We start from the raw sequence: 12,238 nt of genomic DNA on the forward strand, positions 1-12,238 counted from the left end.
TCGGACGGAGCCCGAACTACCGGTCTCCTTCCCCTCCCTCGACAGGTAATGATCGTTGTTGGGACACGGTGCTGCCTCGTTGCTACGCAACATCGGGTGGGCGTGGGGGCGACGGGTGACAGTGAATATCGGCAGCGCCCGCTTAGCGCATCCATTTCGCACGGCCACTGCCGTCTGATTTGTCACCGTTCCCGCCACGAACCGCCAACGTTTCATACGGTGGGTCTAGACCCACCACCCAAAGCCGCCCGAAAGCACGGTCTACGCACCGGAAGATGTGCTTCTGAAAGTGGCTGGGGTGCCTGGCGATCACGCTTCCGGCCCGAAAGCCCGGTTTGTCCGTGTCCAGTATGTGTGCGCACACCTGTCCGGTATGTGTCCGGTCTAGCCGGCGAAGCAAAGAAAATGGCTACAGCCATGGTCGCGGCGCACCGCTCATCCAGAACCGCCGCCCCGCCTACAGCATATCCGGACGCCTTCCCTACGCGCGCCAGCCGTGCGCGCGCTAAAACAATGCATCACAACAACAGCTTGAGGAGACGACCATGCCATCCCCCCAACCCGAGGCCGGTGCCGATTCGCCCCGCGCCATTGACGTCAGCGTCAGCGGCAGCGCGGGCCGGGTGCCGCAGCCACAAGAATCCGAGAGTGCCTGGCGCTGGTGGCAACGGGGCGTGATTTACGAGGTGTATCCGCGCTCGTTTCAGGACAGCAACGGGGATGGCGTGGGCGATCTGCAGGGCATCCGCCAGCGCCTGCCCTATCTGGCGTGGCTGGGCATCGACGCGGTGTGGATCCCGCCGGTTTATCCCTCGCCCATGGCTGACTTTGGTTATGACGTGATTGATCCGACGGCCATAGACCCGCTGTTTGGCACGCTGGCCGATATGGATGCGCTGATTGCCGATGCGCACCAGCTGGGGCTCAAGGTGATTATCGATTTTGTGCCTAACCATACTTCGGACCAATGTGCATGGTTTGTCGAATCGCGCAGCAGCCGCGAGCACCCCAAGCGTGACTGGTATATCTGGCACGACCCTGCGCCGGATGGTAGCCCGCCCACCAACTGGTTCAGCCACCTGGGCGGTCGCGCCTGGACGCTGGATAAGGCGACCGGCCAATACTATATGCACTCGTTTTTGCCTGAGCAGCCCGACCTGAACTGGCGCAATAACGAAGTGCAAGAAGCGGTGCTGACGCAGATGCGCTTCTGGCTGGAGCGTGGCGTGGATGGTTTTCGCATGGATGCGCTGATGCATTTGTTCAAGGATGCCAACTTCCGCGACAACCCGCCCAATCCCGATTACGACCCGAAAGTGCATGGCGAACACGAGCAACTGATGCCGCGCTTTACGCTGGACCAGGCCGAAGTGCAGGTGGTCATTGCCCGTATGCGCGCCTTGCTGGACCAGTACGAAGGCGACCGCATGATGCTGGGCGAGCTGTATCTGCCGCTGGAAGCGCTGATCGCCTATTACGGGGCCGATGGCAAAGGCGTGCAGCTGCCGACCAATTCGCTGTTGATCCTGCAGCCGTGGCAACTGGATGCCATCCGCCAGGCCATTCTGGAAGTAGAGCGGCTGGTGCCGCAATTTGCCTGGCCCAACTGGTCGTTTGGCAATCACGACAAACAACGCCTGGCAACGCGGCTGGGCGAGGACCAGGTGCGGCTGGCGGCCATGTTGCTGCTGACCTTGCGCGGCACGCCCATCATGTATTACGGCGATGAAATCGGTATGCTGGATGTGCCGGTGGCACCAGAGGACATCCGCGATCCATTTGAAAAGCGCGTGCCCAATAAAGGTTTCGGCCGCGATCCCGAACGCAGTCCGATGCGCTGGGACGCCAGCGCCAAAGCGGGTTTCACCACCGGCGAACCGTGGTTGCCGCTGGGCAGCGCGGTCGCGACGGTGAATGTGGCGTCGGCGCAAGCAGACCCCTCGTCCTTGCTCAATCTGTATCGCGATTTATTGCGCCTGCGTCGCGCTGAGCCCGCCTTGCATATCGGCCGCTTTGAGGACGTGCCCGCGCCCGACACGGTGCTGGCATTTATCCGCGAGCACCATGGCCGCCGTCTGCTGGTGGCGCTGAATTTTGGCACCACACCAGTCCGGTTCAAGTACGCCGGGCTGGAAGGCGCGCGCGTGCTGCTAGGCTCGCACGCGCATGAAGCACCGCAAGCCGCAGGCTGGCAACAAGACGGCGTGCTGCTGCCCGCCTTTGGTGGCGAAATTATCGCCTTGGCAAACCAGGCATAGTCGCGGGCGTCGGATGCGTTGCCCGGCGGGCGACGCACCTCCGCGTATGGCCTGGACGCGGCGTGGGGCCGCGGCTGACGCCGCGCATGGTGCGTTGCCCTTGCGATAACGCACCCTGCGCATCAATGCGCGGTGCGGTACGCGTTCGGCACCGTCCAAGGCGATACCAAAAAGCAGAGCCGGTTCAACGAACCGGCTCTTTTCCCCTCGGCGGCCGTCATTGCGGCCCCGTCTCCCTGCTTGTGTTAATGCGCGGCTTTGTCCAGCAAATACGTTTCGCCTGCCGAGGTAATCTGCCAGCCATAAATGGCATTGGCTTCCAGCAGCGGTGGCTCCACCTGGATCAGATGTTTGACCTGGTCGGTATCCAGCGTCACCGAGCGCCCGGCGGCAGCCAGACGCAGGATTTCCAGATCGCGTGGTGTGAGATCGGCGAGTTCAGACATGATGCGGTTTCCCCTGTTATGTGCGTGTTGTTCACTGCAGGGTGCGCGGTGCGTCCGGCATGCCGGGCGTTATCGGCATATCCAGGATGGTGGTATCCAGCACCTCGCCATCACGTTCCGGCATATGCAGTTCGGTTTCTCCGGGCGGCAGCGGAATCGGCTTGCGATAACGTTGGCTGGGCGGAACAGGAATACTTAATGCGGGCATGATGTTGTCCTCCAGTGATTGAGGCCATCATGCGCGTTTCAGCGCCGCATGCGGAGCGGTTGACGCCGCGCCGCGTTGTGAGCGCGCTGCGCGGCGTGTTGTCGGAACGGTGCGGACGACGCAAGTAGGAGCGCCGTGGCCGCTTTACTCGCTTTTGGGGCGATAGCTCAGCGTGACATCGGGCGCCAGCATATGGCCCATGCGCAGACGTTTGGTCTCGAGGTAATGGCGGTTCTCGTCATTGGGCTCAACCTGATGCACCACGCGCTCGGTAACGGGCAGGCCCGCAGCTTGCAAGGCGGCCAGTTTGAGCGGGTTATTGCTCATCAAACGAACCGAGCGGATGCCCAGATGGCGCAGGATTTCCGCCGCCGCATCGTAGCTGCGCGCATCGATCGGCAAGCCCTGCGCGGTATTGGCATCAACCGTATCCAGCCCCTGATCCTGCAAGGCATAGGCCTGAATCTTGTGCGCCAGCCCGATGCCGCGCCCTTCTTGCCCGCGCAAGTACAGCAACACGCCGCTGCCATGCTGGATAATGCGCTGCAAGGCCATGTCCAGTTGCTCGCCGCAATCGCAACGCAAAGAGCCAAATACATCGCCAGTCAGGCATTCAGAATGCAGCCGCACCAGCACGGCCGATTTGCAATTGATCTCGCCCGCCACCAACGCCATATGCTCGACGCCATCAAGGCGCGAACGATATACGTGCGCGGTAAATTCGCCGTGGCGAGTGGGCAAGCGCGAAATTGCAACCGGATCGACCAGTTCTAACGGGGTGGTGCAAGCGACAGGATTGATGATGGAGGCAGACATGTAAGGCCCGGATAGACTCAGATTTGAGCGGGATAGATGATGCTGCCTGGTAGATTATTCAACCCACGCCCGCTGCGCTTTGATGCACCACAACAAGGAAACGATAGAAATGGACGTTGCAATCATCCAGCAACAATTACGCGATTTTGCCGAAGCACGCGACTGGCCGCAGTTTCATACCCCCAAGAACCTGGTGATGGCGATGTCGGTAGAAATGGCCGAATTGCTGGAGCATTTTCAGTGGCTGACCCCGGAACAAGCGGTGGCACTGAAGGATGATCCGGCCCGGCTGGACGCGGTGGGCCAGGAAATGGCCGATGTGATGATGTATATGCTGCGGCTGGCCGACGTGCTGGGTGTGGATCTGGGCGACGCCATTGCGCGCAAGATGGTGCTGAACGCTATCAAATACCCGGCGCCATAACCCTGGGCGCATAGCGGAAACGGTCGTTTCCAGAGTGTATTACCCGCAGGGCAACGCACTCTGGTGGACCGGGTATCACCCCCTCGGTCCGAGGCTCAAGGTCTAGGCCTGCTGGGTTTTCAGCGTGTGCAGACTATGGCCGCAGGTCAGCAGTACGCCGATCCAGATCGGGATATACGTACCCAGCCCGGCGGCGGTGAACGGCTCGCCGAGGAACAGGATAGAGATAAAGAACAGCAGCACCGGCTCCACATAGCCGAGGATGCCCAGCACGCTCCACGGCAGCAATTTGCTGGCGGCCAGGTAGAGCGCAAACGCCGTCGCGGTCAGAATGCCCAGCAGCGGCAACATCAGCCACAGCATGGGCCGCAACGCCAGCGCGTGGGTGGCGGCGTCGTGGCTGGCCAGATACCACGCCACGCAGGGAAAGATAAACAGGCTTTCCAGTAAAAAGCCGGCCACCGGATCCAGCTTGGCCCAGCGCCGCAACATCAGATAAGGCGGATAGCCCGCCGCCGTCAGCAAGGTCACCCACGAAAACGCGCGCGTCAGCCAGATTTCGTGCAGCACGCCCACGCAGGCAAAGCCCACCGCCAGCCATTGCAGCGGCGTCGGGCGTTCTTTATAAAAAAAGAAACCCGCCAGCACCATCACCAGCGGCAACAGAAAATAACCCAGCGAGACTTCCATCAAGCGCCCTACCCCGGGCGCCCACATAAACAGCCATTGCTGTACAAACAACAAAAACGCCGCCACCGGCAATACCAGCCACAGGACAGGCTCGCGCTTCATGCGGCCACACAAAGCCCAGAACCGGTCGGTCTGACGCAACAACATCAGCACCAGCCACATCGCCGGGATGGTAAAGGTGACGCGCCAGGCCACGATGGCCATGCCATCCAGCGGATGCAGCCACGCGGCATACGCGCCCAGCGTTGCAAACACCAACGACGCGCCCAATGAATAAGCAAACCCACGACCCGACAACAGCATAGATGACCTCTTGATAGAGGCGGCATGCTACCAGCCCGGCCGCATTTGCCCCAGCCCCGCCCGCTGGGTCGCCCCTTTGCTTGCGCCGCAGCGGGTGCGGGACGGGTGCCGTTCTGCTACATTGCGGCACCCGCTTTTGCTGTTTCAGGAACACCCATGTCGAGCTCGCCCAACACCATCCACCATCTGATCGTCCACCACCTCGAAAAGGCCGCCAGCGGCCCGGCCAGCACGCATCTGCGGCCCAACGAAGTGCCGGTAAGCGCCACTGCGCAACGCCTGGTGGATCATCTGTGCCAGCTTTACACCAGCCGTCTGGGTAAGGGATTCGGCAAGTTCGAGAGTGACGAGACGGCGTTTCCGATGCCCGCGCTAGTGCGGCAATGGGCGCAGGAGCAAGCCATCGACTTTGTCAGCTTCAGCCAGCAAATGATGGAACAGTTGCAGGTGCGTGCCGAGCAAGAACCGGCCGCCACCGGCGGCTATATCCTGATCGCGCATGCCAGCAACGAAGGCGGCGCATTCTTGCTGGTGGCGCTGGTGTCAGAAGTGATCGGCACCGCCATCGGCGCCAATATGGACATTAGCGACAGCGTGCATCTGGATATGGATAACCTGCGCGTGGCTGGCCGTATCGATCTGGACGCGTGGCAAGCGGGGGCGGATCGCTATCTGTCCTTCCTGAAAGGCCGTGGCGATGTGGCGCAGTACTTCAAGCTGTTTCTGGGCTGCAACGATGTGGTGACGGCGCTCAAAGAAACGCAAAAGCTGGTGCAGGGTCTGGAAAACTTTGTTGCCAAAACCCAGCTCGGGCACGAGGCCCGCGATACCTTGTTTGCCCGTGCGCACACTTATCTGGATGAGCTGGGCGACGACGCCCGGCCGGTGAGCCTGGACGAAGTGGCGGAAAAAGTCTGGCCCGATGCGCCAGCGGAAATGCGCGAGGCGCTGGCCGATGAAAAGCTGGAACTGTCGAGTGGCTTTGTGCCCGACCGACGTGCCATCAAGCCGCTGATGCGCTTCAAGGCGGCTGCCCCGGGCTGGAAACTGGAATTTGAGCGGGGCGCGCTGCGTAGCGGCGATGTCATCTACAACAAACAGAACGACACCATCGTGCTGTACAACGTGCCGGAACAACTGCGTAAAGAACTGCTGGGCGATTGAACGCATAGGGTGGGTCTAGACCCACCTTTCAAAGTGACTGGCTGGTACGCAGATGTTGGCATTCTTGTTCGCGGCTTTGGCTGGTGGGTCCAGACCCACCCTATAAACAAAACGGCATGGATAGCTCCATGCCGTTTTGCGTTGCACCGGGCGATTGCCGTTTAGTGCAGTTGATGCTTCAGCTGGCTGAGCTGGTCATGCGCTTGTTTGACCGCGTCGCGCAATTTGCTGTCCAGATCATTGTTCTGGCGCACGGCCTGCATGGCCTGGTCGCCCAGTTGCTCCAGCCGGTCGACGGCTTGTGCAAACTGTTGCTCGGGCACGTCGGCAGTCTGGCTGGCAAATTGCTGGCTGGTCTGCTGCGATTGCGTATCAAGCTGGGCGATGGTGTCTTGCAATTGTTGCGGCACGTTTTGAGTTTGGCGACACGTCTGCGCAGCAGTCTGCACGCTACGTTCGATCTGGGAAAAACGTTGCTGGAATTCGCTGGTTTGCATGATAAGCACTCCGTGTTATTCGGCTTGCGCCTTGGAGAACCCAGTCTGCGCCAGCCCGGTGCAGATTACGCCCGGCATGGTGCGCGAACTGCTGTAGGACAGTGCGGCCCCAGCCACTGACAGGCGCTTAACTGCCCTGCAATTGCCGTTGCAGAAACGCCAGCACTTCCAGTTCGAGTTCACGCAGCGGAATTTCGGCCCGGGCCTTATCCGGATCAAGCACGCTGCCCTGCTGATAGGCCTCGATAATCACCGGGTGGATATAACACTTGCGACACACCGCCGGCGTGTTGCCCAGCCGCTGCGATACCACCTGCACCGTGGCGGTGATATGGCGCTTGGCATCGGCATCCGACTCATACGGCCAGTTGCGCGCCAGTTCGCCGGCCGCCAGTACCGTGCCCGCCCAGGTGCGGAAATCCTTGGCGGTGTAATCCTCGCCCGCGATGTCTTTCAGATATTCATTTACATCGGACGAATCCACGCCATGGCGCGCGCCGTCTTCGTCCAGATACTGAAACAATTCTTGCCCCGGCAACTCGCGACACTTTTGCACTATGCGCGCCAGACGGCGATCCGACAGCTCGATATCGTGCTGCTTGCCCGATTTGCCGCGAAAGTGAAAGCGCACCGTATTACCGCTGATATCGACATGCCGATTGCGCATGGTGGTCAGGCCATACGATTTGTTGGCTTTGGCGTATTCATCATTGCCCACGCGGATCAGCGTCGATTCCAGCAGCAACACCACGGCCGCCAGCACTTTGGTGCGCGGCATGCCACGTTGCGCCAGGTCTTGCGCGGCGCGCTCGCGGATTTGCGGCAAAGCGTGGCCAAAGGCCAGCATGCGGTGATATTTGGATTCATCGCGCACTTCGCGCCAACGCGTGTGATAGCGATATTGTTTGCGGCCTTTGGCATCGCGCCCGGTCGCTTGCAAATGCCCGTTGGCATACGGGCAAATCCAGACGTCGGTCCACGCGGGCGGGATGACCAATGCTTTGATCCGCGCCAGCGTGGTCAGGTCAGTCACGCGTTCGCCTTTGTACTCATACACCGTCTTGCCGCGCCGCAGCGCTCGGCTGATGCCGGGTTTGTCATCGCTGACATAACGCAGCCCGGCCAGTCTGGCGCTGGCCTTGGCGGCATCCACATCCGCAGTGGCGGCAACGGGCGGCAGCGGCGGTGGTTTGAGCGCTGCCTTGAGCGCTGTGGCGACTTGAGCGGTGTGCGCATTCATGCGGGCGGCCATATCAACCTTGCGGCGTGGCGGCATCCACCAGCGGCGGCAGGTCCACCGGGCTGAGATGGCGCGCATTGGCCGGATCAACCTGCTGGCCGCGATCATACGGCTCCAGCAATTGCGGCAGACCGGTTTTGAGGGCGGTTTCGATGGCGGCGATCACGCGCACATCGGCCAGGCCTTCGCGACCATCCGGCTCCGGCCAGGTGCCATTGCGGATGCATTCGGAGAAATATTGCGTCTCGCCACCAAAGTGGTCGGTCTGCATAAAGGTTTGGTGGCTGCCCTCGCCTTCGAGCGTCAGATAGTGGTGGTAGTCCACCGACAAATCAAAACAGGGTTCAACCCGCAAATCGCCCTTGGTGCCAATGACGCGATAGCTGTTCACCCCGGCCGAACCGGCATAGCTCACCACGAACTGCGCCAGTCGCTCCCCCGGAAACCGCAAGGTGACCGCCACGGTATCGTGGAAATCAAATTCCAGTTCGGGTCGCCGCGTGCCTGCGGCGTGCACTTCGATCGGCTCGGCGCCAAACATCATGCGCGCGGCATTGATCGGATACGGGCCCATATCCGCCACCGGGCCCGCCCAGAAACCGCTATGCGCGCGGTGATTAGCCGGATCCACCGGTTGGCCAAAGGCGGCGGTAAACAAGCGCACATCGCCCAGTTTGCCTGCGCGCACGGCTTCGACTGCGGCCAGGGTAGCGGGCTCAAAGTGCAAGCGATACGCCACCATAAACGGCGCTTTGCCGCGTTCGGCGGCCTGGATCATGGCCTCGCACTCGGCCACGCTGACGGCAGCGGGTTTTTCCAGCAATACGGGGATGCCGCGCTCCAACGCAGTGACGGCAAATTCCAGATGTTTCCAGTTGGGCGTGGCGATATACAAGGCGTCGATCAGGCCCGAGCCGAGCAAGGTCTCGAACTGGTCGTAATCAAAGTGCGCTTCGGGCGGCACCTGATAGCGGTCGCCCAGTTGGCGCAGCTTGGCCGGATCGTCCGACACCAATGCGCCAACGCTGGAATTGCCCGTGTTGGCCACGCCCGGCAAAAAATATTGCTGGCTGATCCAGCCACAGCCCACCACGCCATAACGCACCTGATCCATTGCCCACTCCGCTGTTGGTTGGCGCAGCGGCAATAACCGTGCGCGTTTGCCACGATAGTGGGTGCGCGGGCGGGGGCTGTATGTCAGACGCCTGCCAATATCCTCATCGGATCAACCTTATAGGCGCTGGCATCTTCGTAATCGACGATGCGGTCGCCGCCGCCCGCGCCCAGCGGACGCGCCAGATCCACTTCCTGCACCGGTATATAACTCTGGCTGCGGGTTGAGAAAAATACTTTGACGCGCGGTTTGAGCATTTCGGTCATATTCGGCTCGCTCACCACGCCGATACGGCCGCTTTCCAGCTTGACCATGCTGCCCACCGGATAAATGCCCACCATGCGGATAAATGCCTGTACCAGCTTGGGATCAAGATGCGACGGCGCCCATTCCCACATGCGGCGCAAGGCTTCGGTGGGCGACAAGCCCGTGTGATAACAACGATTGCTGGTGATGGCGTCATAGACGTCGACCACCGCTGCCATGCGTGCCAATGTCGAAATCTGCTCGCCTTGCAGGCCATGCGGATAACCGCCGCCGCCAAAACGCTCGTGATGATGCAGCGTGATGTCGAGCGCGATATCGGGAATCTCCGGCACATCTTTGAGCACATCCCAGCCCAGCCGCGGATGCTGTTTGATCAATTCAAATTCAGCTTCGGTCAGGCGGCCGGGTTTGTTCAGCACTTCGGACGGGATTTTCATTTTGCCGGTGTCGTGCAGCAATCCGCCCATGCCGGCCAGTTGCACCACGCTCGAATCAAAGCCCACCGAGCGGGTAAAACTCACCATCAGCGCGCATACCGCTACTGAGTGCAGAAAGGTGTATTCGTCGGCCGTTTTGATCTGCAGCAAGGCAGTCAGCGCACCGCTGCTGCGCGAGATGCTGTTGGAAATTTCTTCCACCAGCGGCTCCAGGCTGCTGACCTGCACCACCTTACCCAGGCGCACATCGTTCATGACCTGCTGTACTGCGACTTTGGCCTGATTCTTGATGCGACCGGCGCGGCCCATTTCTTCGGCCACCGTCATGCGGATGATGGGGGCTTCGGCCGTTACCGCCTGCAGCATTTCTTCGTGCACGCGCTGGCGCACTTCGGCCTGGGTGGGGGCATCGGCGACATCCAGACCCTTGTCGGTGTCGATGTAGAGCGAACTGATGCCGGCGGCGCGGATGCGTTCGATTTCGGACGCTTCGCGCAGCGGAAACTGGTTGCGCACAAACGGATGGTTAAACCAGTCGGTGTCCAGGTCATGGACGTACATTCCGATCTTGAGATCGGCAAAAGGTATTTTTTTGATCATGGCCGGTGCCTGGGCTGCAGAGGCGGACGGAGAAGTCGCGCACGCGTCGAATATGGCATATCCGGCCATGCGTTTTGGCCCAGGAGTACACCTGGGTTACAGCGCGGTATTTTGACGTATCACATGCAAAAAGGCATGCCGATGGCATGCCTTTTTGCATATGACTTTGTACTGCAGCGTATCAAACGCCGTTTAGCTGCCGCTACCTTGCGGTTCGACTGCTGGCTTGGAGGCTTTAGCCTTCTTGGCTTTTTTCGGCTTTTTGGCCGTCTTGTGCATCGGCATATCTTGCGAAGTTTCTGGCGTCGCAACCCCGTTGGCGCCACCGGCACCGTTGGCTTCACCCTCTGCAAAGGCGGCGGCCGGAATGGCCAGGGCCGCTGCAATCAACAACGAAGTCAGCTTGATCATGCTTTATCACTCCCGAGTTAGTCATGGCGCTGCTCGCCACCGCTACGCAGTGTAGGAGAGCCAATATGCCAAACGCATCAGAGAAGCACCCGCGCCGCTGTCAGCGCTTTCCCCTTTATCGCAATCTGGCCCCCGCCGGGCGACGGCGTGCGCTGCGGGCGCAAAAAAAAGCGACCCGAAGGTCGCTTTTTCTAACACGGGCTCGCGCCGCATCAATGGGCCATCACAGACCTTTAACCGCGTAGATTGACAGCGTGTTACGCCAGTAGCCCTGGTAGTCCATGCCACAGCCAAACAAAAAGCGATCTTCCACCGCCAGACCGACAAAGTCGGCACTCACGCCGGGGGCTTTGCGGTTGTGCAGTTTGTCGACCAGCACCGCCACCAGCACTTCTTTGGCACCGAGCTTTTTGCAATGGTCGATAACAGCAGCCAGGGTGTGGCCTTCGTCGAGGATGTCGTCGATGATCAGCACGCTGCGGCCTTTCATGTCATCACGCGGCGGCACCAGCCAGTTGAGCGCGCCGCCACTGGTTTCGTGGCGATAACGCGTGGCATGCAGGTAGGAGCATTCCAGCGGAAACTGCAGGCGCGGCAGCAGGTGGCCAGCAACAATCAGGCCACCGTTCATGATGGTGTACACAATCGGATTGCTGCTGGACATCCGCTTGGTAATGTCCACCCCCAGTCGATCGATCGCGGCCAGCACTTCTTGCTCGTCATGCAGGCAGTCAGCGTTATCGATAATGGTATGGGCTTCAGGGAGTTCAAGCGTCACGGGTAAGTCCTCGTTCTTAATGTCCGGCAAAATCGCAGATCGTAAACAGCGGCAAATGATTATCGGCGATCAGTTTTGAGCCACCCAGTTCAGGCAGATCAACAATGGCCGCCGCTTCGACAACGGTGGCGCCCAGGCGGGTCAGCAGCTTGGCCGCAGCCAGCATGGTACCGCCCGTGGCCACCAGATCGTCGATCAATAACACCCGATCGCCAGGTTTGACGGCGTCGGTATGAATTTCGACAGTGGCCGAACCGTATTCCAGTTCGTATTCTTCTGCCACTGTCAGATACGGCAACTTGCCTTTTTTGCGGATGGGCACAAAGCCCAGATTCAGCTCATAGGCCACCACCGCCCCCAGAATAAAGCCGCGTGCGTCGACGCCTGCCACCATATCCAGCTTTTCGTCCATATAGCGGTGCACAAAGGTGTCCACCAGCAAACGAAAGGTTTTGGGATTTTGCAGCAGCGGCGTGATGTCACGGAACATCACCCCGGCCTGCGGCCAATCCGGCACCGTACGGATCTGGGATTGCAGATACTCGGCGTACAACGGCTTTTTCATCCTGGTAAATCCTGGTTACT

14 protein-coding genes are annotated in these 12,238 nt (G+C 60.4%); 3 read left to right on the forward strand and 11 right to left on the reverse strand.

Annotation, left to right across the window (positions count from 1 at the left end; genetic code table 11):
* Positions 1–545: 545 nt before the first annotated feature.
* On the forward strand, positions 546–2,258 hold the full coding sequence (locus ACYQ1A_RS14330) for an alpha-amylase family glycosyl hydrolase (RefSeq protein WP_499363035.1): 1,713 nt from the start codon (positions 546–548) through the stop codon (positions 2,256–2,258).
* A 245-nt stretch (positions 2,259–2,503) separates the two neighbouring features.
* Here ACYQ1A_RS14330 and ACYQ1A_RS14335 read toward each other — a convergent pair whose 3' ends face one another.
* The 3 genes from ACYQ1A_RS14335 to ribA form a co-directional block, all read right to left on the reverse strand.
* On the reverse strand, positions 2,504–2,704 hold the full coding sequence (locus tag ACYQ1A_RS14335) for a hypothetical protein (protein ID WP_062220925.1): 201 nt from the start codon (positions 2,702–2,704) through the stop codon (positions 2,504–2,506).
* A gap of 31 nt (positions 2,705–2,735) precedes the next feature.
* The gene (locus ACYQ1A_RS14340) at positions 2,736–2,912 is read right to left on the reverse strand and encodes a hypothetical protein (RefSeq protein ID WP_499363037.1); all 177 of its coding nucleotides are present in this window, start codon (positions 2,910–2,912) and stop codon (positions 2,736–2,738) included.
* A 144-nt stretch (positions 2,913–3,056) separates the two neighbouring features.
* Positions 3,057–3,728 (reverse strand): GTP cyclohydrolase II, encoded by a 672-nt coding sequence (gene ribA, locus ACYQ1A_RS14345; RefSeq protein ID WP_499363039.1) that lies wholly within the window; start codon positions 3,726–3,728, stop codon positions 3,057–3,059.
* A 109-nt stretch (positions 3,729–3,837) separates the two neighbouring features.
* Between ribA and ACYQ1A_RS14350 the strand changes: the two genes are divergently transcribed.
* Positions 3,838–4,152, forward strand: a complete 315-nt coding sequence (locus ACYQ1A_RS14350) for a nucleotide pyrophosphohydrolase (protein ID WP_062220931.1) — start codon at positions 3,838–3,840, stop codon at positions 4,150–4,152.
* A 102-nt stretch (positions 4,153–4,254) separates the two neighbouring features.
* On the opposite strand, the gene rarD is transcribed toward ACYQ1A_RS14350, so the two are convergent.
* Positions 4,255–5,145 (reverse strand): EamA family transporter RarD, encoded by an 891-nt coding sequence (gene rarD / locus ACYQ1A_RS14355; RefSeq protein ID WP_499363041.1) that lies wholly within the window; start codon positions 5,143–5,145, stop codon positions 4,255–4,257.
* A 156-nt stretch (positions 5,146–5,301) separates the two neighbouring features.
* Here rarD and ACYQ1A_RS14360 point away from each other — a divergent pair, with 156 nt between their 5' ends.
* Positions 5,302–6,309 carry a nucleoid-associated protein gene (locus ACYQ1A_RS14360; protein ID WP_062220922.1) on the forward strand — a complete coding sequence of 336 codons (1,008 nt, stop codon included), beginning with the start codon at positions 5,302–5,304 and terminating at the stop codon, positions 6,307–6,309.
* A 161-nt stretch (positions 6,310–6,470) separates the two neighbouring features.
* Here the strand turns inward: ACYQ1A_RS14360 and ACYQ1A_RS14365 are convergent, their stop codons facing one another.
* The 7 genes from ACYQ1A_RS14365 to ACYQ1A_RS14395 form a co-directional block, all read right to left on the reverse strand.
* Positions 6,471–6,806, reverse strand: coding sequence for a hypothetical protein (locus ACYQ1A_RS14365; RefSeq protein WP_499363043.1), 336 nt, complete (start codon positions 6,804–6,806; stop codon positions 6,471–6,473).
* 127 nt (positions 6,807–6,933) lie between these two features.
* Positions 6,934–8,046, reverse strand: coding sequence for a DNA topoisomerase IB (locus ACYQ1A_RS14370; RefSeq protein ID WP_499363045.1), 1,113 nt, complete (start codon positions 8,044–8,046; stop codon positions 6,934–6,936).
* A gap of 13 nt (positions 8,047–8,059) precedes the next feature.
* On the reverse strand, positions 8,060–9,160 hold the full coding sequence (locus ACYQ1A_RS14375; RefSeq protein ID WP_499363047.1) for a Gfo/Idh/MocA family protein: 1,101 nt from the start codon (positions 9,158–9,160) through the stop codon (positions 8,060–8,062).
* 83 nt (positions 9,161–9,243) lie between these two features.
* Positions 9,244–10,464 carry an HD-GYP domain-containing protein gene (locus ACYQ1A_RS14380; RefSeq protein WP_499363049.1) on the reverse strand — a complete coding sequence of 407 codons (1,221 nt, stop codon included), beginning with the start codon at positions 10,462–10,464 and terminating at the stop codon, positions 9,244–9,246.
* Between the two features lie 192 nt (positions 10,465–10,656).
* The gene (locus ACYQ1A_RS14385) at positions 10,657–10,875 is read right to left on the reverse strand and encodes a hypothetical protein (protein WP_499363050.1); all 219 of its coding nucleotides are present in this window, start codon (positions 10,873–10,875) and stop codon (positions 10,657–10,659) included.
* 223 nt (positions 10,876–11,098) lie between these two features.
* Positions 11,099–11,653 (reverse strand): hypoxanthine-guanine phosphoribosyltransferase, encoded by a 555-nt coding sequence (locus ACYQ1A_RS14390; RefSeq protein ID WP_053937887.1) that lies wholly within the window; start codon positions 11,651–11,653, stop codon positions 11,099–11,101.
* 16 nt (positions 11,654–11,669) lie between these two features.
* Positions 11,670–12,218: an adenine phosphoribosyltransferase gene (locus ACYQ1A_RS14395; RefSeq protein WP_499363052.1), complete on the reverse strand. Its 549-nt coding sequence runs from the start codon at positions 12,216–12,218 to the stop codon at positions 11,670–11,672.
* Between the last annotated feature and the right edge of the window lie 20 nt (positions 12,219–12,238).

It is taken from the genome of Silvimonas sp. JCM 19000, assembly GCF_054652575.1.